At 59.2% G+C, this 19,270-nt stretch carries 19 protein-coding genes; 13 read left to right on the top strand and 6 right to left on the bottom strand.

Translation table 11 applies throughout. The features are described from left to right. Positions 1-31 precede the first annotated feature (31 nt). On the bottom strand, positions 32-1,129 hold the full coding sequence (gene ddlA / locus GT756_RS07015) for a D-alanine--D-alanine ligase (RefSeq protein WP_004204880.1): 1,098 nt from the start codon (positions 1,127-1,129) through the stop codon (positions 32-34). A gap of 99 nt (positions 1,130-1,228) precedes the next feature. Here ddlA and GT756_RS07010 point away from each other — a divergent pair, with 99 nt between their 5' ends. The 5 genes from GT756_RS07010 (at position 1,229) to GT756_RS06990 (ending at position 5,772) form a co-directional block, all read left to right on the top strand. After that, a complete protein-coding gene (locus GT756_RS07010) occupies positions 1,229-1,912 on the top strand; it encodes an extensin family protein (protein ID WP_057213621.1) in 684 nt (227 codons plus the stop codon). A gap of 169 nt (positions 1,913-2,081) precedes the next feature. Further along, positions 2,082-3,281: a multidrug efflux MFS transporter gene (locus GT756_RS07005; protein WP_049093356.1), complete on the top strand. Its 1,200-nt coding sequence runs from the start codon at positions 2,082-2,084 to the stop codon at positions 3,279-3,281. Positions 3,282-3,582: 301 nt separating this feature from the next. Continuing rightward, entirely contained in the window at positions 3,583-3,843 is a 261-nt protein-coding gene (iraP, locus tag GT756_RS07000; RefSeq protein ID WP_004204875.1) for an anti-adapter protein IraP, read from the top strand. Positions 3,844-3,932: 89 nt separating this feature from the next. Further along, positions 3,933-5,363, top strand: coding sequence for an alkaline phosphatase (gene phoA / locus GT756_RS06995; RefSeq protein ID WP_025999123.1), 1,431 nt, complete (start codon positions 3,933-3,935; stop codon positions 5,361-5,363). Between the two features lie 91 nt (positions 5,364-5,454). Beyond that, the gene (locus GT756_RS06990; protein WP_004204873.1) at positions 5,455-5,772 is read left to right on the top strand and encodes a PsiF family protein; all 318 of its coding nucleotides are present in this window, start codon (positions 5,455-5,457) and stop codon (positions 5,770-5,772) included. Positions 5,773-5,839: 67 nt separating this feature from the next. Here GT756_RS06990 and proC read toward each other — a convergent pair whose 3' ends face one another. Then, entirely contained in the window at positions 5,840-6,649 is an 810-nt protein-coding gene (proC, locus tag GT756_RS06985; protein WP_004204871.1) for a pyrroline-5-carboxylate reductase, read from the bottom strand. A 116-nt stretch (positions 6,650-6,765) separates the two neighbouring features. On the opposite strand from proC, the gene GT756_RS06980 reads away from it, so the two are divergent. Continuing rightward, positions 6,766-7,224, top strand: coding sequence for a YaiI/YqxD family protein (locus GT756_RS06980; RefSeq protein ID WP_004204870.1), 459 nt, complete (start codon positions 6,766-6,768; stop codon positions 7,222-7,224). Here the strand turns inward: GT756_RS06980 and GT756_RS06975 are convergent. Then, positions 7,221-7,922, bottom strand: a complete 702-nt coding sequence (locus GT756_RS06975; protein WP_048294238.1) for a DUF2076 domain-containing protein — start codon at positions 7,920-7,922, stop codon at positions 7,221-7,223. The genes GT756_RS06980 and GT756_RS06975 overlap by 4 nt on opposite strands. A gap of 329 nt (positions 7,923-8,251) precedes the next feature. On the opposite strand from GT756_RS06975, the gene aroL reads away from it, so the two are divergent. The 4 genes from aroL to ppnP all read left to right on the top strand — a co-directional run bounded on the left by aroL (position 8,252) and on the right by ppnP (position 10,340). Next, positions 8,252-8,785 carry a shikimate kinase AroL gene (aroL, locus tag GT756_RS06970; RefSeq protein WP_023319827.1) on the top strand — a complete coding sequence of 178 codons (534 nt, stop codon included), beginning with the start codon at positions 8,252-8,254 and terminating at the stop codon, positions 8,783-8,785. A 71-nt stretch (positions 8,786-8,856) separates the two neighbouring features. After that, on the top strand, positions 8,857-9,048 hold the full coding sequence (locus GT756_RS06965; RefSeq protein WP_002890278.1) for a YaiA family protein: 192 nt from the start codon (positions 8,857-8,859) through the stop codon (positions 9,046-9,048). A 249-nt stretch (positions 9,049-9,297) separates the two neighbouring features. Beyond that, positions 9,298-9,978 (top strand): AroM family protein, encoded by a 681-nt coding sequence (locus GT756_RS06960; protein ID WP_072096489.1) that lies wholly within the window; start codon positions 9,298-9,300, stop codon positions 9,976-9,978. Between the two features lie 77 nt (positions 9,979-10,055). Further along, positions 10,056-10,340: a pyrimidine/purine nucleoside phosphorylase gene (ppnP, locus tag GT756_RS06955; protein WP_004204865.1), complete on the top strand. Its 285-nt coding sequence runs from the start codon at positions 10,056-10,058 to the stop codon at positions 10,338-10,340. A gap of 70 nt (positions 10,341-10,410) precedes the next feature. Here the strand turns inward: ppnP and rdgC are convergent, their stop codons facing one another. Beyond that, positions 10,411-11,322 (bottom strand): recombination-associated protein RdgC, encoded by a 912-nt coding sequence (gene rdgC, locus GT756_RS06950; RefSeq protein WP_094311717.1) that lies wholly within the window; start codon positions 11,320-11,322, stop codon positions 10,411-10,413. Positions 11,323-11,413: 91 nt separating this feature from the next. Here rdgC and mak point away from each other — a divergent pair, with 91 nt between their 5' ends. Further along, on the top strand, positions 11,414-12,328 hold the full coding sequence (gene mak / locus GT756_RS06945; RefSeq protein WP_004204864.1) for a fructokinase: 915 nt from the start codon (positions 11,414-11,416) through the stop codon (positions 12,326-12,328). A 202-nt stretch (positions 12,329-12,530) separates the two neighbouring features. Here mak and sbcC read toward each other — a convergent pair whose 3' ends face one another. Continuing rightward, on the bottom strand, positions 12,531-15,674 hold the full coding sequence (gene sbcC / locus GT756_RS06940; RefSeq protein ID WP_160124627.1) for an exonuclease subunit SbcC: 3,144 nt from the start codon (positions 15,672-15,674) through the stop codon (positions 12,531-12,533). Next, complete coding sequence (sbcD, locus tag GT756_RS06935) at positions 15,671-16,876, bottom strand: exonuclease subunit SbcD (RefSeq protein ID WP_048323143.1); 1,206 nt, start codon at positions 16,874-16,876, stop codon at positions 15,671-15,673. Before sbcD ends, sbcC begins: the two co-directional genes overlap by 4 nt. Before the next feature lie 182 nt (positions 16,877-17,058). On the opposite strand from sbcD, the gene phoB reads away from it, so the two are divergent. Both phoB and phoR read left to right on the top strand, forming a co-directional pair. Beyond that, positions 17,059-17,748 (top strand): phosphate response regulator transcription factor PhoB, encoded by a 690-nt coding sequence (gene phoB / locus GT756_RS06930; protein ID WP_004204861.1) that lies wholly within the window; start codon positions 17,059-17,061, stop codon positions 17,746-17,748. Between the two features lie 21 nt (positions 17,749-17,769). Further along, complete coding sequence (phoR, locus tag GT756_RS06925) at positions 17,770-19,065, top strand: phosphate regulon sensor histidine kinase PhoR (protein WP_023319830.1); 1,296 nt, start codon at positions 17,770-17,772, stop codon at positions 19,063-19,065. The last annotated feature ends 205 nt before the right edge of the window (positions 19,066-19,270 follow it).

The following is a 19,270-nucleotide window of genomic DNA, read 5'->3' as shown; positions in this document are numbered from 1 at the left end:
GCCGCCGCTGCCAGGCGGGGTAAAACGCGTTTTAGTTCATGGAGGTTTTCAGCGCCCGGTCCGCGGCATGGCGCTCCAGCGCCAGCTCAATCAGGCGGGTGATCAGACTGGTGTAATCGAGGCCGCTGGCCTGCCACAGCTTCGGATACATACTGATATTGGTGAAGCCCGGCAGGGTGTTGATCTCGTTGATCACCACCTCGTTGTCGGCGGTGAGGAAGACGTCGACGCGGGCCATGCCGCTGCAGCCCAGGGTCTGGTAAGCCTGCACCGCGATAGCGCGGATCTTGTCGTTGATCTCCGGGGCGATAGCGGCCGGGACCACCACCTTCGCGCCCTGGTCGTCGATATACTTGGTGTCGTAAGCGTAAAACTCGCTGTTGAGGACAATTTCACCGCAGGTGCTGGCTTGCGGATGGTCGTTACCCAGCACCGCACACTCAATTTCCCGCCCTTTAATGCCTTGCTCCACCACCACTTTATGGTCAAATTCAAAGGCCAGGGCCACCGCCTGATGGTACTGCTCTTCGTTTTTAACTTTGCTGACGCCAACCGACGATCCCTGGTTGGCCGGCTTAACGAACAGCGGCAGGCCCAGCTTCGCTTCGACATCGGCAAAGCTGAACTGCGCGCGGTTGGCGCGGGTTAGGGTGATAAACGGTGCGACGGCGAGACCGGCGTCGCGCAGCAGGCGTTTGGTCACATCTTTGTCCATACAGGCCGCAGAGCCTAGCACATCGGATCCGACGAAAGGCAGATTGGCCATGCGCAGCATCCCCTGCAGGGAACCGTCTTCGCCCAGCGTGCCGTGGACGATGGGGAAAATTACATCGATGGCCGCCAGCGGCTGACCGCTTTCGGCGTTAATCAGTTGCTGCGCCTCGCGGCCCGGGATCTGCGCCAGGGTCACCGTTGAAGGGCGCAGGGCGATGCGGGCAGGATCCTGAGCGTTGAGCAGGTAGTTGCCGGCGTCGTTGATGTGCCATAGCCCCTGTTTATCAATCCCCAACAGAACCACATCGAAGCGTGATTTATCAATCGCTTCCACGATATTCTTCGCTGACTGCAGCGACACTTCATGCTCTGCCGACTTACCGCCAAAAACGATCCCAACCCTCATCTTTGCCATTTCAACTTCCATCCAGATTACATCAAAGGGCATAACATACCATGTGAAACCGCCGCCTGCCTGCCATAATATTTACCTGATCAATTGACGGGAGCGGGCGTGAGAGGAAAGACGCTGCTGGTGCTGGCCGGGCTGCTCGGCGCGGGCCTTGTGGGATATCGCTATCTGCCGCCACACCTGAATCCGCTGGCGCCGCTGGCCCTTGACGATCCCCCGGGCTGGCTGACGTCGTTCAAGCTGCGCAGCCTGACGGCCGACCAGTGTGCTTCCCTGCTGGCGCAGGCCAACCGCCGGCGGCTCATCGCCAGCCAGCCGGTGGCCGACAGCGAGGGCGCCTGTCCGCTGCGTAACGTGGTGCGGGTGGCTAATTTTGGCTCGGTGCAGTTGAGCAGTAGTTTCCTCGCCAGCTGCCCGCTGGCGCTCAGCAGCGCGCTGTACGTCGAGCAGCAGGCGAAGCCGCTAACCCGTCAGCTGATGGCCAGCGATCTGCGCCAGATCGATCATCTCGGCAGCTTCGCCTGCCGCAATATCTACCATCGGGAACAGGCGCGGCGTAGTGAACACGCGACGGCGGATGCCCTTGATGTTAGCGGCTTCCGCCTGACGGACGGCAGACGCATCAGCGTCCTGCAGGGCTGGCGCAGCGATCGCTCTCACCCCTGGCTGGCGGCGCTGTTAAGCAACAGCTGCCCTTACTTCGGCAACGCCCTGGGGCCGGAGTACAACGCGGCGCACGCCAATCATTTTCACTTTGGGATGCGCGGGCAGGGCTTCTGCTTTTGAGCATAAAGCCCTGTGAGCAGCCTGAATGACCAGAAAATGCTTCGTCAGCCTCTCATGCGCAGTCATAAAACACCAAACTCACCGCCAGCGCATCTATGGTAGTACACCAGTGCAATGAAATTGCTAAGCTAGGTAATAATTGGCAAATCATTAATGAATACGCGTAGTTATGGAATCCTGGAAGGTTAATCTTATCTCTGTCTGGCTTGGTTGCTTTTTTACCGGCCTGGCGATCAGTCAAATTCTCCCCTTTTTACCGCTCTACGTCTCCCAGCTGGGCGTCACCTCGCATGAAGCGCTGTCGATGTGGTCGGGGCTGACCTTCAGCGTCACCTTCCTCGTCTCGGCGATCGTCTCGCCGATGTGGGGGAGCCTGGCGGACCGCAAAGGCCGCAAGCTGATGCTGCTGCGCGCCTCGCTGGGAATGGCGATCGCCATTTTACTGCAGGCCTTCGCCACTAATGTCTGGCAGCTGTTTATCCTGCGGGCGATCATGGGCTTAACCTCCGGTTATATCCCTAACGCCATGGCGCTGGTGGCCTCCCAGGTGCCGCGCGAGCGCAGCGGCTGGGCGCTGAGCACCCTGTCGACGGCGCAAATCAGCGGCGTGATCGGCGGCCCGCTGCTGGGCGGCTTCCTGGCGGACCACGTCGGGCTGCGAATGGTCTTTTTTATTACGGCGATCCTGCTGACCATCAGTTTTCTGGTGACCCTATTTCTGATTAAAGAGGGCGTTCGCCCGCAGGTCAGCAAAAGCGATCGTCTCACCGGGAAACAGGTCTTTGCCTCCTTGCCCTATCCGGGGCTGGTGATCAGCCTCTTTTTCACCACTCTGGTGATCCAGTTGTGCAACGGCTCAATCGGCCCGATTCTGGCGCTGTTTATCAAGTCGATGGCGCCGGACAGCAACAATATCGCTTTTCTGGCCGGGATGATCGCCGCGGTGCCCGGGGTGTCGGCGCTGATCTCTGCGCCACGGCTGGGTAAGCTTGGCGACCGCATCGGCACCTCGCGGATCCTGCTGGCGACGCTCTGCTGCGCGGTGGTGATGTTCTTCGCCATGTCCTTTGTCACCACCCCGCTGCAATTAGGTACGCTGCGTTTTCTGCTCGGCTTTGCCGATGGCGCGATGCTTCCGGCGGTGCAGACCCTGCTGCTGAAATACAGCAGCGACAGCGTCACCGGGCGCATCTTTGGCTATAACCAGTCGTTTATGTATCTGGGCAACGTCGCCGGGCCGCTAATTGGCGCTTCCGTATCAGCGATGGCCGGCTTCCGCTGGGTGTTTATTGCTACCGCCATTATCGTTTTCATTAACCTCTGGCAACTGGCATGGATGCTGCGCCGTACCCGCCGGGCGAATGCCTGAACCTCTGCTGACGGTATTTAACGCAATACCGTCAGCGTTATTCAACGTCGGTCGATTTACCATTACTTTTTGTTATCGCCATTGCGTGAGCGCTATTCCATTTTATTATTTCCGACATCATTTAGTTATAAACAGCCCCGGTTGTGATTAAACAATACTATTTATAGTGGTATTTTGTTGTGGTAAAACGTTTCGCTGTATATTGGGTGTTGCGACGATTCTTATTTTAAGTAATTCTGGGGTCCGTCATCAGGTATGACATCTCAATCGAAAAACAGGCCTCGCATAAGGAACTGGTGCTATGAAGAATCTCATTGCTGAGTTACTGGTTAAACTGGCGCAAAAAGAAGAAGAAGCAAAGGAACTGACGGTGCAGGTTGAAGCGCTGGAGATCGTGGTCACCGCATTATTGCGCCATATGGAGCACGATGCCCAGCAGGCATTGATTCAGGATATTGAGCAGGCGATAGACCAGGTGACGCCTTGTCCGCCGGTCAACGACCAGGATGCCATCCTGCTGCAGCAATATCTAAAGAAGCTGTTGCGGCATCCTCGTAGCTAATCTTTGCGACGCGACAAGGATGCCGTCATTTTTCTGTCATCTCCCTTTTATAAAGTCTCCCACGTTTTGTTTTTTTAAGTATTTTTTACATGGAGATGACAAAAGTGAAATTAAGCGCCCTGTTTATTGCCCTGCTGCCTCTGCTGGGCTCGCCGGTTATTCATGCGGAAACCACGACCGCGCCGGTTCTGGAAAATCGCGCTGCCCAGGGAGATATCACTACTCCCGGCGGCGCGCGTCGTTTAACGGGCGATCAAACCGAAGCGCTGCGCGCCTCGATAATCAATAAGCCGGCCAAAAACATTATCTTGCTGATTGGCGATGGGATGGGCGATTCTGAAATTACCGCTGCGCGAAATTATGCGGAAGGGGCGGGCGGTTTCTTTAAAGGCATTGACGCCCTGCCGTTAACCGGGCAGTACACGCACTATTCGCTGGATAAAAAAACCGGTAAACCGGACTACGTCACCGACTCGGCGGCCTCCGCCACCGCCTGGACCACCGGCGTGAAGACCTATAACGGCGCGCTGGGCGTCGATATTCATGAGAACGCGCATCAGACCATCCTCGAGCTGGCGAAAGCGGCGGGCCTGGCCACCGGCAACGTTTCTACCGCCGAGCTGCAGGACGCCACCCCCGCGGCGCTGGTGGCGCATGTGACATCGCGTAAATGCTACGGCCCTACGGTCACCAGCGAAAAATGCCCCAGCAATGCGCTGGAGAAAGGGGGCAAAGGCTCCATTACCGAACAGCTGCTGAACGCCCGGCCGGATGTCACCCTGGGCGGCGGCGCGAAGACTTTTGCCGAAACGGCGACGGCGGGCGAGTGGCAGGGCAAAACCCTGCGTGAGCAGGCGGAAGCGCGCGGCTACCAGATTGTGACCGACGCGGCCTCTCTTGCCGCCGCGACGGAAGCCAGCCAGGATAAACCGCTGCTGGGACTGTTCGCCGACGGCAATATGCCGGTACGCTGGGAAGGGCCCAAGGCGTCTTATCACGGTAATATCGATAAGCCGCCGGTAACCTGTACCCCAAACCCGAAACGCGACGCCTCGGTGCCGACGCTGGCGCAGATGACGGAGAAAGCGATTGACCTGCTGAGCCGCCACGAGAAAGGTTTCTTCCTGCAGGTGGAAGGTGCCTCCATCGATAAGCAGGATCATGCGGCGAATCCGTGCGGCCAGATCGGCGAAACGGTTGATCTCGACGAGGCGGTGCAGAAGGCGCTGGAATTTGCCAAAAAAGACGGCAATACCCTGGTGATCGTCACCGCCGACCATGCGCACGCCAGCCAGATCATCCCGGCGGATAGCAAAGCCCCGGGCCTGACTCAGGCTCTGAATACTCACGATGGCGCAGTGATGGTCATGAGCTACGGCAACTCAGAGGAAGAGTCGATGGAGCACACCGGCACCCAGCTGCGCATTGCGGCCTACGGTCCGCATGCGGCTAACGTCGTCGGCCTGACCGATCAGACCGACCTCTTCTCAACTATGAAAGCTGCCCTGAGTCTGAAATAAGTCGCTGCCGGTGGCGAAATCGCGTCACCGGCTGGTTTTTTTTCTATCTGCGTCCAGACTTACAACGATCCACTCACAGAAGGATGGTGCGATGAAAATAACCTTACTGATGACCCTACTGTTTGGCTTGATCTTTATCAGCGCGGTTGGCGCGGCAGAAAAAACGCCCACTCCTCAGCAGCAAAGGATGACGGACTGCAATCAGCAAGCGTCAGCCAAAACGCTGAAAGGGGAGGAGCGCAAAACCTTTATGAGTCAGTGCCTCAAAAAAGAGACCACGACCTCGCAAGGAAAGCCCCTCACGCCCCAACAGCAGAAGATGAGCGACTGCAACAAAGCGGCTTCGGCAAAATCACTGAAGGGCGATGAACGCAGTACCTTCATGAGTAGCTGCCTGAAGAAAGCCTGAAAAAAAGGGAGCGCACGCGCTCCCTTGTTCTTTGACCTCTCAGGGCTTGCAGCCCGCCAGCTCAGCTTCAGGAGCGGCTCAGTTTCTCTGATTTTTCCATGCACTGGCTGATGGCTTCGATCACCGCGGAGCGGAAGCCTTTTTCTTCCAGCACGCGCACGGCTTCGATGGTGGTCCCGCCAGGAGAGCAGACCATATCTTTCAGCGCTCCCGGATGCTCACCGCTCTCCAGCACCATTTTGGCAGAGCCCATCACCGCCTGCGCGGCGAATTTGTAGGCCTGGGCGCGCGGCATCCCGCCGAGAACGGCGGCATCGGCCATCGCTTCGATAAACATAAAGACATAGGCTGGCGCCGAACCGCTAACGCCCACCACCGGATGGATCATCGGCTCGGCAATTTGCTCCGCCTGGCCAAAGCAGCGGAAAATGGTCAACACTTCAGCCACATCTTCGCTGCTCACCAGCGCGTTTGGCGTAACGGAGGTCATGCCGGCGTTAACCAGCGACGGGGTATTGGGCATCGCGCGAATAATTTTGCGATCGTGGCCGAGCGCGCGCGCCAGCTGGTCAAGCGTGACGCCGGCGGCGATGGAGACCACCAGCGACTCTTTATTCAGGCTGGAGGCGATATCGCCCAGCACTTTGGTCATGATCCCCGGCTTCACCGCGCCGAAGACGATATCGGCAATTTGCGCCACTTCCTGGGCGCTATCGGCGGCGTTGATGCCGTACTGGTCGCGCAGAGCCGCAACCTTGTCCGGCGACGGGGTGTAGACCCAAATTTGTCCCGGCTGTACCTGACCGCTGGCGATCAGTCCACCCAGAATGGCCTTACCCATATTGCCGCAGCCGATAAAGCCAATTTTCTTATCCATCACCATTCCCCTCTGCTTTTTTCGTTACGATCTGATTAGCTTATCATCCTGGCGCTTTCATGGGGGAGAAAAGCAGGTAACATTGGCGACACTTATTGCAGGTAACAGGAGCTGGCATGGCCATTTGGGTGGATGCAGACGCGTGTCCGAACGTGATTAAAGAGATATTGTTCCGCGCGGCAGAGCGGACCCAGACGCCGCTGACGCTGGTGGCGAACCAGCCGCTGCGCGTACCGCCGTCGCGTTTCATCCGCACCCTGCGGGTTGAGCAGGGTTTTGACGTGGCGGATAACGAAATCGTCCGTCAGTGCGCGGCGGGGGATTTAGTGATCACCGCCGATATTCCGCTGGCGGCGGAGGTGCTGGCGAAGGGCGGGGCGGCGCTCAATCCGCGCGGAGAGCGCTACAGCGAAGCGACGATCCGCGAGCGGTTGACGATGCGGGATTTTATGGAGACATTACGGGCCAGCGGCGTTCAGACCGGCGGCCCGGATAGTTTATCGCAGCGCGATCGGCAACAGTTTGCCGCCGAGCTGGAGAAGTGGTTGCTGGCGGTTAAACGTCAGCAGGGTTAAACCCAACTGTCGTCATCGCTGCCAATATCATCATCGCCAAAGCCGGCGTCGAAGTCGTCGTTCCAGGTGTTGTCGGCAAGGAACTGATCGTCTCCCTGACGGAACGGATCGTCACCCGCGGCGGCGTCCTGCGCGGCGGGGGCGTCAGCATCAGGCTGCGGCTTCTCTTCGATGATATTCACAATCTCCTGCGGGTGCGAGCCGCTGAACATACTGGTCAGCATATTGCCCAGCACCACCCCGCCCGCTACGCCTGCGGCCGTTTGCAGCGCGCCCGCCATAAAGCCGCCGCCGCGTGCGGCAGCCTGCGGGGCATAGCTCTGCTGCTGCTGTGGGGCATACTGCGGCTGTGAGCTGGCCTGCGGGCGACCGTATTGCTCCGCGCCTGGGATCGGGTCAGAACCGCGTGACGAGCCGCCGCCGCCAAACAGGCCGGAGAGGAAACCGCCGCTGCTGGGCTTTGCCGCTTGCAGCTGGCTGACCTGGCTCTCCAGCGCCTGGATGCGATCGTTGAGCTGTTTAATCGCGGCTTCCTGAATAAGGATGGTTTGCGCCATATAGTAGGGGGCCGCCGGCTGCGCGCTCACGTGTTGGGCAATCCGCTCCTCGGCGCTGGCATCGCGCGATGCACTGTGCGCCTCAGCCTCTTTCAGCCGGGAAAACAGTCCATCAATAAGGCGTTGTTCTTCAGATTGCATGTTACATTCCTCTGTCACACTGTCGAATAGGCATCAGGGTGCGTCTGAAACACGATGTTGTAAATATGTTGCTTCGTAAAGCTATGCATAAATGTGTTACCGTTTACGCCAGCAGTGGATAAAAAATAACGCCAGGCAGAAAAGTAAAGCTGGTTAAACACCAAATGCAATGATAAGTTTACATTAAGAGCCCTTTGTCTCACTGCGGTGATGGGGTGTAAAGAAGTTGTGTAACGTTTTATTTACGACTACGTTGCGGAACAGACAGCGATAATACGTTCTTTCGTTTTTCTTTTTTTGCGACAGACGGAACCAGGGGGTCTTCGGTTATGACACAGCCAATCTTTCTCATCGGGCCACGCGGCTGCGGTAAAACCACCGTCGGCCATGCGCTGGCGCGAGCGCGACATTTTCAGTTCTCGGATACCGATCATCGGCTGCAGGCCCATGAGCAGCGGACGGTGGCGGAGATCGTGCAGGCGGAAGGGTGGGCGCGCTTTCGCGAGCTGGAGACCCTGTCGCTGAAGGCCGTGACCCTGCCGAATACGGTGATCGCCACCGGCGGCGGCATCATCCTCGCGGAATGTAACCGTCAGTTTATGCGGGAGAACGGCGTGGTGATTTATCTTCAGGCGTCGGTGTCGGCGCTGATTGACCGTCTGGAAGCCTACCCGAAAGCCGAACAACGGCCGACGCTCACCGGGAAACCGGTGCGTGAGGAAGTGGGCGAGGTGCTGGCACAGCGTGAAGCGTTATACCGTGATGCTGCCCATCATATTGTCGATGCTACAGCCTCCCCGGATCGGGTGGTGGAGCAAATTATGACCATGCTGTGCGGCGCGACGGCAGCTCCGGTAAGTTAAGAATTTACTTACATTAAGGCGGCGAGGGGCGCCTATACTTGATAGTTCTGATACCGGAAGAAGGAAGAACTATGCCAAACAGACCCCCATATCCGAGAGAAGCGCGCGTGGTTGCGGTAGAGAAAGGTCCTCAGGGTCAGACGGTGACCTGGTATCAACTCCGCGCGGACTATCCTGAGCCCGATTCGCTAATCAGCGAACATCCTACCGAGCAGGAAGCCGTGGATGCCAAGCGGCGTTATGAAGATCCCGACAAGTCTTAACCCCTGAGCCCGGATTGCCTGTCCTGCGGGCAATATCGGGCGTATCTCACATTTTTTATTTATCAGTCGTACTAATGAATTTCTAACACACGGATTTTTCAGGCACGCCGCCGCCGCCCGGTAATCTTTACATTCAACCGCGGCGTGGAGCTGCTACGCTTCTCGACGGTTGATTTTTACTCACCAGGGGGGCGAATGCTGTGTGTGGTAAGCCTGTGTTGAAGCAGTGGTAGTGAAAAGGTACATGATATGAGTAGTGCAACGATGGCAATTTTGACCATCGGCGTTGTGCCGCTGGCGGGAGTATTACCGCTCCTGACCGAACATATCAGGGAAGAACAGATCGCTCACATCAGCCTGCTGGGCGAGATGACGCGTGACGACGTGATGGCAGAGTACGCCGTGGGTGACGGCGAACAGGGTCTGTTGACCTTGCTCAGCGATAACCAGCTGGTGATGGTGTCGCGACAAAAAATTGAACGTGATGTTCGCAGCGTGATCGCCATGCTGGATCGACAGCATTTTGATGTGATCCTGCTGCTCAGCTCCGAACAGCTGACCGGTTTTACCACCCACCACGCGATCCTCCTCGAGCCGCAGCGGATCATTCCGCCGCTGGTGGCGTCGATCGTCGATGGGCACCAGGTCGGGGTGATCGTGCCGGTGGAAGAGATCATGCCCATGCAGCGACAAAAGTGGCATTCACTGGAGAAGTCACCGTACTACGCGTTGGCCAACCCGTTTACCGGTAGCGACAGTGAGCTGTTAACCGCCGGTAAAGCGCTGCTGGAGCAGGGGGCCGACGTGCTGGTCCTCGACTGTCTCGGTTACTATCAGCATCATCGCGATGTGTTACAAAAAGCCCTTGATGTCCCGGTTTTGCTGTCGAATGTGCTGGTTTCCCGACTGGCGGCAGAACTATTAGTCTAATGTGTTAATTTCACGTGACAGGGGCAAGGAGCGCCCCCTATATTGAGCCTTTCAACGACGATCAGAAGGGCTTGTTTATGCTTCAAAGCAATGAATACTTTGACGGAAAAGTGAAATCCATTGGCTTCACCAGCAGCAGTACCGGTCGCGCCAGCGTTGGCGTGATGGCGGAAGGAGAATACACCTTTGGTACGGCGCAGCCGGAAGAGATGACGGTGGTCAGCGGGGCGCTGAATGTCCTGCTGCCGGGTGAGACTGAGTGGAAAGTTTACGCCGCCGGCGAAGCCTTCAATGTGCCAGGCAACAGCGAATTCCATCTGCAGGTGGCTGAGCCAACCTCCTATCTGTGCCGCTATCTGTAAGTCAGCGTAACGCCCGGCGCTTGCCGCCGGGTTGTATTTTTTTCCTGTCAGGCAGGAAAGAAAGCGGCGCTTAGCGCTGCGCTTCGCCGCCGAGCCCTTCCACCAGGCTTTGGATCAGGGCAGCCAGTTCGCCGGTCATTAAGATAAAGTCGGCGTCAAAGCGCTGGGCGAAATCTTCCCGATCGATATCTTCGTTTTGGTCGCGTAATTCATCGCAGAACTTGAGGCGCTTAATTGACGCGTCGTCGCAGATCACAAACTGAATACGCTGCTGCCAGTCCAGCGCCAGCTTGGTGACGACCTTCCCGGCCTCAATGTGCACAGCGATTTCGTCGCTGACCAGATCCTGCTTCTTGGCGCGGATCACGCCGCCATCTTCCAGCATCGCTTTCAGCTCGGCTTCGTCCAGCAGCTGGAAGCCCTGCGCTACGGTGCCGGAGCGGACCCACTCGGTCAGCGTCAGCTCGATCGGATTCTCCAGGGTCAGCGGCACCACCGGCAGCGAGCCGAGGGTTTTACGCAGCAGGGCCAGGGTATCTTCCGCTTTTTTCGCGCTGGCGCAGTCCACCATGATCAGGCCGTTGACGGTGTCGATCCACATCATCGTCTGGCTGAAGCGGCTGAAGGCGCGCGGCAGCAGCGAGTGCAGCACTTCATCTTTCAGGGAATCTTTCTCAGTCTTCTTCAGCTTGCGCCCCTGATCGGCTTCGAGCTTCTGGATCTTCGCCTCCAGCGCCTGCTTGATCACCGGCGACGGCAGGATCTTTTCTTCTTTACGCGCGCAGATAATGATCTGGCCGTTCGCCGTATGCGTCAGCGCGTCGCTGCGCGATCCCATCGGCGATACCCAACCGGTTTTCGCCATATCCTGGCTGCCACAAGGGGTAAATGTCAGCTCGGCCAGCTGTTTTTCCATCTCCTCGGCGCGCAATTCGATATCGCGGCTGAGACGGTAAACCATTAAATTTTTGAACCACAGCATGATAATTTCCACGGCTTTGTCGTTAAATCAGGCGGGCATGATAGCGAATTGTCGCTATGCTTGCATTGTTAATCGGGGTGAGGAGCTGAGCGTGCGTATTGGTATTGATTTAGGTGGTACAAAAACCGAAGTGATAGCCCTGAGCGACCAGGGAGAGCAGCTGTTTCGCCATCGGTTACCCACGCCGCGGGAGGATTACCGGCAAACCATCGAGACTATCGCTACCCTGGTGGCGATGGCCGAGCAGGCGACCGGACAGCGTGGCACCGTGGGGATGGGGATCCCGGGCTCGATTTCGCCCTATACCGGGGTAGTGAAAAACGCCAACTCGACCTGGCTCAACGGCCAGCCCTTTGACAAGGACCTCAGCCTGCGCCTTGACCGCGAAGTTCGGCTGGCTAACGACGCCAACTGTCTGGCGGTGTCGGAAGCGGTGGACGGCGCGGCGGCGGGGGCGCAAACGGTGTTCGCGGTGATTATCGGCACCGGCTGCGGCGCGGGCGTAGCGCTCAACGGGCGGGCGCATATCGGCGGCAACGGTAACGCCGGCGAGTGGGGACATAACCCATTGCCGTGGATGAACGACGATGAGCTGCGCTACCGTGCGGAAGTGCCTTGCTACTGCGGTAAACAGGGGTGTATCGAAACCTTTATCTCCGGCACCGGCTTTGCCACTGACTATCAGCGGCTGAGCGGCAAGGGGTTAAGCGGCAGCGAGATTATGCGCCTGGTGGGTGAAGGTGACGAAAAAGCCGAACTGGCGCTGAGCCGCTATGAACAGCGGCTGGCGAAATCGCTCGCCCACGTGGTGAACATCCTCGATCCGGACGTCATCGTGCTGGGCGGCGGGATGAGCAACGTCGAGCGGCTGTATCAGACGGTGCCGGACCTGGTGAAACAGTGGGTCTTCGGCGGCGAGTGTGAAACGCCGATCCGTAAAGCGATGCACGGCGACTCCAGCGGAGTACGCGGCGCGGCATGGCTGTGGCCGCTGCAGGGGACCTGAACCACTCCCTCTCACCCCGGCCCTCTCCCGGAGGGAGAGGGGGAAAGACAGCGTCGGTGGTTGGGGGTGCGGCAGGAACCCCCCGGTCTCTTGCGGGGAGAGGGGTAATCGCAACAGCGTACGAAACGGAAAACCAGCGCCGGACGGTTCCCTCTCCCCCCGGAGAGGGTTAGGGTGAGGGAACATCGTAATGACTCAGACCTCACTCCACCGCAAACGCTCTATCCAGCCGACTGTAGCCCAGGCCATTTATCTTCTTCACTTTGATCTGCACCGGAATGCGATCTTTCATCGCCTCCACGTGGCTGATCACCCCGATAATCTTGCCGCTGGCGTTGAGCGCATCCAGCGCGTCCAGCGCCGTGTCCAGCGTTTCGCTGTCGAGGGTGCCGAAGCCCTCATCAAGAAACAGAGAGTCAATCCGCGTCTTATGGCTCACCAGGTCCGACAGCGCCAGGGCCAGCGCCAGGCTGACGAGGAAACTTTCGCCGCCGGAGAGGGTGCGGGTGTCGCGCACGGCGTCGGCCTGCCAGGTATCGACCACCTCCAGCTCCAGCGCTTCGCTGGCTTTGCGCTGCAGCAGATAGCGCCCGTGCAGGCGGTTAAGCTGCTGGTTTGCCAGCCAGACCAGATTATCCAGCGTCAGCCCCTGGGCGAATTTGCGGAACCGATCGCCGGTGCTGGAGCCGATCAGCGAGTTGAGATAGCCCCAGTCATCCGCCAGCTGCGCCGCCTCTGCAATCTGCCGCCCCAGCGCCTGCTGATGCTGACGGCTCTCTGCGTCCTGCCTGAGCTGCTGACGGATCTCGCCCTGGCGGGTGGTGTTGTCCCGCAGCCGCTGGGCCAGGTCGTGCAGCTGAGTTTGCAGGGCGGGGATGTCCGCGTCCGTCCCTTGCGGACGCAGCGCCAGGTGCGCCTGCTGCTGCCGGGTCGCCTGCTCGCAGAGCGCCGTCGCCTGCTGAAGCTGCTGCTCCAGCGTCTGTTTTAACTGCGTTAGCCGCTGGGCGGTCTCGTCGTCCAGCAGCGCGGCGAGGAACGCCTGCCGATCGTTAAAGCGGCTGGCGGCCAGGGCGGCGGTAAATTGCGCCTGCGACTGGTCCAGGCGCGCCTTCTCTTCGGTCTCCAGCTGCTGCTGAGCGACAAGCTGGCTGTGCAGCGCCAGGCACTCTTCGTGGATCGCGCGCCAGTTGTCGGGGATCGCCGGTTCCGCTTCAGCTTCAGCCTCTGCCTCGTCGCTGGCTGGCAGCGTCTCGAGCAGCGGCTGCAGGGCGGCAATCTGCTCCTGAATGGCGCCATGCCGGGTCTGTTGCGCCTGCCACTGGGCAAATTCGCTTTCGCGAGCGTTCAGCCAGGCGGATTCTGTCCCTTCTTCCGGTAGGGTCAGCGTCAGGGCCTGCAGGGCGCTCTCCAGCCCCTGGCGCGTGGCCGTCAGCTGCTGCAGAGCCTGGCGCTCCAGCGCCTCCTGATCGTTGAGCTGGCTCTGCAGCATCAGGCGCTGGCTGAGCTGGTAGAGCTGCTGCTCGTAGCGCTCCTGCTCCTGGATCCAGTCGTTTATCTCTTGCGCAATATCCCGCGTGACCTGCAGAGAGGCGCAGGTTTCCTGCCACGCTTTAGTGAGCGCTTGCTCTTCCTCAGCGAGCCGCCCGGCCGCTTCGGTCTCACGCTGGAGCTGCTGCGTCAGGGCGTTGACCTGCCCGAGGATCAGCAGACCTTCTTCTTTTAGCGCGGCGACCTCTTTTTCCAGCGCATCGCGGCGGCGCTGATTATCCGTGACTGTTAGCGAAGCGTATTGCTCAATCGCCGGATGTTCACAGGAGCCGCACAGCGGGCAGGGCTTACCCGCCTCAAGCCGGGCGCGGTAATCTTCCAGATCTTTAATCGTTTCTTCCCGCTGGCAGAGCGCTTTCAGGTCGAGATAGTGCTGGTTTTTTTCTTTGTACTGCGCCCGGCGTTGCGCCAGGGTAGCGTTGAGTTTTGCCTGCTCCGCCTGCGCCTGCTGTACGCTTTCGGCGTTCTGGCGCAGACGCTTGCGCAGCAGCTGATGCTGTTCATGCAGGGAGAGCAGCCGCTGGCGCAGCGGTCGCGACTGGGTTTGCTGCGCTATCGCCGCCGCAACGTCATCGGCGCTCAGCGACAGAGGACTGGCTGGCAGCGCGGTCAGCTTCTGGCGCAGCGCGGCCAGGCGGCTGGTCTGGGCCGTCAGCTGCTGTTTATCCCGCGTTAGCTGCGAAAATTGCGCCCGCCAGCCGGCAATCTCCTGGCCCCACAAGCGGAATCGCTCATGGGCCGCCAGCCACTGCGCCAGATCGGTCAGTTCAGCCTGCCGCTGCTGCTGAGCGTGCAGGGCGCTGCGGCGGATGCGCGCGCGCAGCGCCGTGCTGGCAAGTAAGCGAGCATTTACTTCATTGATTCGCTGGCGGGTTTGCTCCAGGCCTGCCGCGTGCTCCTGCTGGCGCTCCCACAGGGGGCGCAGCTGGGCGGCGGGCTGGGCCAGCTCAAGCTTCGCCAGCGCCGGCGCGGCGTCGGCCAGCGCCTGGCGGGCCTGCTCCTGGCCGCTGACCGCCTGCTGCTGCTGCTGCGCCAGCTCGTCGCGGCGCGTTAGCCACTGGAGCTGCCGCTGCTGGTTTTGCTGCTGCGCCAGCAGGGCTTTCTCTTCGTCAGTAAGCACCTGCAAACTTTCCTGCAGCGCCTGCTGCTGGGCCTCCGTCAGCAGGACGATGCCCGCCGCCTGGGCTTCGAACTTCTCCAGCGTATGGCGAGCGGTTTTGTGCTGCTCATAGACCATCGCCGAAATCTGACCGTAGATTTCCGTGCCTGTCAGCTCCTCCAGCAGCTCCGCGCGATCGCTCGGCTTCGCGTTCAGGAAGGCGGCAAATTGTCCCTGGGAGAGCAGCATCGAGCGGGTGAAGCGGCCATAGTCGAGGCCGGTGAGCGTCGCGGTTTGCTCCAGCTTATCCGAGACCTTATCGGCGAGGATTTTGCCGTCGGCGCAGCGCGCCAGCTCGACGCGGGGCGCCTGCAGGTTGCCATCCGGCTGGTTACGCGCCCGGTTCTGGCTCCAGAAGGCGCGGTAGGGGATGCCCTTCACTTCAAACTCCACCTCCGCCAGACACTCGGCGGTATCGCGGGTCATCAGGTCGTTTTGCGACTGGGAGACTTTATTCAGGCGCGGCGTTTCGTGGTAAAGCGCGAGGCAAATGGCGTCGAGCAGGGTGGTTTTCCCGGCGCCGGTGGCGCCGGTAATGGCGAACAGGCCGTTGCTGGCGAACGGCTCGGCGGTAAAGTCTATCTTCCATTCCCCTTTCAGGGAGTTGAGGTTTTTCAGACGCAGACTGAGGATTTTCATGCGTTTTCGTCCTCCGCGGTGAGCGTATGCAGCGTATGGGCGAACAGCTCGTGCAGCCGGGCGCGCTTCTCATCGTCAATCTCGGTCAGCGCCAGCCGGCGCTCGAACACCTCTTCCACCTTCAGTTCGCTGAGGGTCTCCCGCTGGGCGTTGAGCAGTATTTTCTCGCGCTGCTCGCGGCTGCGGCGCACCAGCAATACTTCCACCGGCAGATCCTCCGTCAGCGCCTGAATTTGACGCTGAATATCGTGCAGGTACTCCTCGGTGGTGATTTCGATATCCAGCCACACCGGCGGGTCCTGTTCAACGCCGCGCCACTGCTCCAGCTGGGCGGTGATGGCGGCCAGATCGCCTTTGATGACCGCTAGCGGCTGGGTGACGGGCACCTCGAGGGTTTCCACGGCGCTGAGTCGCCCATCGCTAAAGCTCACCAGATGCACCGATTTCGCTTTGCCGGTTTCATCAAAGCTCAGCGGCAGCGGCGAGCCGCTGTAGCGGATGTGCTCGCAGCCGCCGACCACCTGCGCCCGGTGAATATGGCCCAGCGCAATGTAGTCGGCAGGGGGGAAGTGCTGCGCCGGGAAGGCATCCAGCGTGCCGATATAAATGTCGCGAACGGCATCGCTTTTGCTGGCGCCGACGGTGGTCAGATGGCCGCTGGCAATGACGGGCAGCGGGCGATCGCCGCGCAGCGCGCAGGCCTGCTGATACTGTTCCTGATAATAGTCGCTGATGGCGTGCAGCAGCTGCTGCTGTTTTTCCCGACCGGAGTGGCCGGCCTGGCTGATGACCAGCTCGCGCGGGCGTAAAAACGGCACCGGGCAGAAGATAGCCCCAGGGGTGCCGTCGCGCCGCGGCAGCTCAATGGGCGGGCAGCCGGCGTTCGCCACGACGGTGGTGTGTAAAAAGGCGAGGATATCGCGGGATTCATTGAGCATCGCCACCGAATCGTGGTTGCCCGCCAGCACCACCAGGCGACAGCCGGTCTGCTGCAACTGGACGACAAAGCGGTTATACAGTTCGCGAGCGTAGCTCGGCGGCGATCCGGTATCAAAAATATCGCCGGCCACGATGATGGCGTCGACTTCATGCTCCTGCGCGCGGGCCAGCAGCCAGGTCAGGAAGGCGTCATGTTCGGCCGCACGGCTTTTGCTGTAAAAATTCTGGCCCAGGTGCCAGTCGGAGGTGTGAAGGATGCGCATAAATCTTCCCTAGCGAAAAAAGCATGAGCGGCAGTATACCATTTGTCGGAGAGGGGTAAGTCCGCGTCATGCTTCAAAATACCCGATCATCAGACGGTCATTTTTTTCATAAATCTGTCACAAAAGTGACGCATAATGACGCCGCACTTCTATACTGATGGCTAAAAAACACAGGGTAAATAATGGCGAGAAGAATTCTGGTCGTTGAAGATGAAGCTCCAATCCGCGAAATGGTCTGCTTTGTTCTGGAGCAAAATGGCTTTCAGCCTGTCGAAGCGGAAGATTATGACAGCGCGGTGAATCAACTCAATGAACCCTGGCCTGATTTGATTCTCCTTGACTGGATGCTGCCGGGCGGTTCGGGGCTGCAGTTTATTAAGCTGCTCAAGCGCGAGGCGATGACCCGTGATATTCCGGTGGTGATGCTGACCGCGCGCGGAGAAGAAGAGGATCGCGTTCGCGGCCTGGAGACCGGGGCGGACGACTACATTACCAAGCCTTTCTCACCGAAGGAGCTGGTGGCGAGAATCAAAGCGGTGATGCGCCGTATTTCGCCGATGGCGGTGGAAGAGGTGATTGAAATGCAGGGGCTGAGCCTCGATCCCTCATCGCACCGGGTGATGACCGGCGAAAGTCCGCTGGACATGGGGCCAACGGAATTTAAATTATTGCATTTCTTTATGACCCATCCGGAGCGGGTGTACAGCCGCGAGCAGCTGCTGAACCACGTTTGGGGAACCAACGTCTATGTGGAAGACCGCACGGTGGACGTCCATATTCGTCGCCTGCGCAAAGCGCTGGAACACAGTGGCCATGATCGGATGGTGCAAACGGTTCGCGGCACGGGGTATCGTTTCTCCGCCCGTTTCTGAATTTTGACAGGAGTGTGACCCGTGCTGGAACGGCTGTCATGGAAAAGGCTGGCGCTGGAGCTCTTTTTAGCGTGTATTCCGGCCCTGATTCTGGGGGCGTTTGTGGGGCATTTGCCGTGGTTTTTACTGGCGGCAGTGACCGGTTTGCTGATCTGGCATTTCTGGAATTTGATGCGCCTGTCGTGGTGGCTGTGGGTGGACCGGAGCATGACCCCTCCGCCCGGCCGCGGCAGCTGGGAGCCGCTGCTGTATGGTCTGCACCAGATGCAGATGCGTAATAAAAAGCGTCGACGTGAGCTGGGAAGTCTGATTAAACGCTTCCGCAGTGGAGCGGAATCGTTGCCGGACGCGGTGGTCCTGACCACGGAGGAGGGAGCCATTTTCTGGTGTAATGGCCTGGCGCAGCAGATTTTAAACCTGCGCTGGCCGGACGACAGTGGGCAAAACATTCTTAACCTTCTGCGCTATCCTGAATTCGCCACCTACCTGAAACAGCGTGATTTTTCAAAACCGCTCAATCTGGTGCTGAATAATGCCCGTCATCTGGAAATTCGCGTGATGCCCTACAGCGACAAGCAGTGGCTGATGGTGGCGCGCGACGTGACGCAGATGCATCAACTGGAAGGGGCGCGGCGTAACTTCTTCGCTAACGTCAGCCATGAGCTGCGCACCCCGCTGACGGTGCTGCAAGGCTATCTGGAGATGATGCAGGAGCAGGTGCTGGAAGGGGCGACCCGTGAAAAGGCCCTGCACACCATGCGTGAGCAAACCCAGCGTATGGAGGGGCTGGTGAAGCAGCTGCTCACGCTGTCGCGTATTGAAGCCGCGCCGGCGCTGGCGATGAATGACCGCATCGACGTGCCGATGATGCTGCGGGTGGTGGAGCGCGAGGCGCAGACCCTCAGCCAGGATAAGCAGACGCTGATTTTTACCGTCGATGAGCAGCTCAAGGTGTTGGGCAACGAGGAGCAGCTGCGCAGCGCCATTTCTAACCTGGTCTATAACGCGGTGAACCACACCCCGCCGGGCACTGAAATTCGCGTCAGCTGGCAGCGAACGCCGCAGGGGGCGCTGTTCAGCGTCGAAGATAATGGGCCAGGCATTGCCCCGGAGCATATTCCCCGTCTGACCGAGCGTTTCTATCGGGTGGATAAAGCCCGCTCCCGGCAAACGGGGGGCAGCGGCCTGGGGCTGGCGATTGTCAAACACGCGGTCAACCATCATGACAGCCGACTGGAAATAGAGAGTACGGTGGGCAAGGGAACCCGTTTTAGCTTCCTGCTCCCGGAACGATTAATTGCCAGAAACGACACCTGAGCGGCGCACTGTCAGCTTATCTTGCCAATGACCAGCTTCGGCTGGTCATTTTCATTGGCAGTCATTTTCCCCTCGCCTATTTAATGAACGTGCGCTGCTTTTTTGTTCGCATGATAAGCCACGGGTTTTCCATCAATATGGTAAATGATTCTGGTGTTAAACTGATAATTGGCATAATCATCTGCTTTTGCGATCGTGCCTTGCT

Source organism: Klebsiella sp. Q2, assembly GCF_009900705.1.
Taxonomy (GTDB): Bacteria; Pseudomonadota; Gammaproteobacteria; order Enterobacterales; family Enterobacteriaceae; genus Klebsiella; species Klebsiella quasipneumoniae.
The sequence above is the reverse complement of the archived record's forward strand: the minus strand, read 5'-3'. Positions and strand labels throughout refer to the sequence as shown.

Excerpts from the sequence above, each read along its gene's own strand:
- GT756_RS07005 (WP_049093356.1), top strand. The coding sequence starts at position 2,082 with ATGGAATCCTGGAAGGTTAATCTTATCTCTGTCTGGCTTGGTTGCTTT.
- rdgC (WP_094311717.1), bottom strand. The coding sequence starts at position 11,322 with ATGCTGTGGTTCAAAAATTTAATGGTTTACCGTCTCAGCCGCGATATC.
- ddlA (WP_004204880.1), bottom strand. The coding sequence starts at position 1,129 with ATGGCAAAGATGAGGGTTGGGATCGTTTTTGGCGGTAAGTCGGCAGAG.
- GT756_RS06960 (WP_072096489.1), top strand. The coding sequence starts at position 9,298 with ATGAGTAGTGCAACGATGGCAATTTTGACCATCGGCGTTGTGCCGCTG.
- GT756_RS06990 (WP_004204873.1), top strand. The coding sequence starts at position 5,455 with ATGAAAATAACCTTACTGATGACCCTACTGTTTGGCTTGATCTTTATC.
- GT756_RS06965 (WP_002890278.1), top strand. The coding sequence starts at position 8,857 with ATGCCAAACAGACCCCCATATCCGAGAGAAGCGCGCGTGGTTGCGGTA.
- iraP (WP_004204875.1), top strand. The coding sequence starts at position 3,583 with ATGAAGAATCTCATTGCTGAGTTACTGGTTAAACTGGCGCAAAAAGAA.
- ppnP (WP_004204865.1), top strand. The coding sequence starts at position 10,056 with ATGCTTCAAAGCAATGAATACTTTGACGGAAAAGTGAAATCCATTGGC.
- GT756_RS06980 (WP_004204870.1), top strand. The coding sequence starts at position 6,766 with ATGGCCATTTGGGTGGATGCAGACGCGTGTCCGAACGTGATTAAAGAG.
- phoB (WP_004204861.1), top strand. The coding sequence starts at position 17,059 with ATGGCGAGAAGAATTCTGGTCGTTGAAGATGAAGCTCCAATCCGCGAA.
- aroL (WP_023319827.1), top strand. The coding sequence starts at position 8,252 with ATGACACAGCCAATCTTTCTCATCGGGCCACGCGGCTGCGGTAAAACC.
- sbcC (WP_160124627.1), bottom strand. The coding sequence starts at position 15,674 with ATGAAAATCCTCAGTCTGCGTCTGAAAAACCTCAACTCCCTGAAAGGG.
- phoA (WP_025999123.1), top strand. The coding sequence starts at position 3,933 with ATGGAGATGACAAAAGTGAAATTAAGCGCCCTGTTTATTGCCCTGCTG.
- GT756_RS06975 (WP_048294238.1), bottom strand. The coding sequence starts at position 7,922 with ATGCAATCTGAAGAACAACGCCTTATTGATGGACTGTTTTCCCGGCTG.
- sbcD (WP_048323143.1), bottom strand. The coding sequence starts at position 16,876 with ATGCGCATCCTTCACACCTCCGACTGGCACCTGGGCCAGAATTTTTAC.
- proC (WP_004204871.1), bottom strand. The coding sequence starts at position 6,649 with ATGGATAAGAAAATTGGCTTTATCGGCTGCGGCAATATGGGTAAGGCC.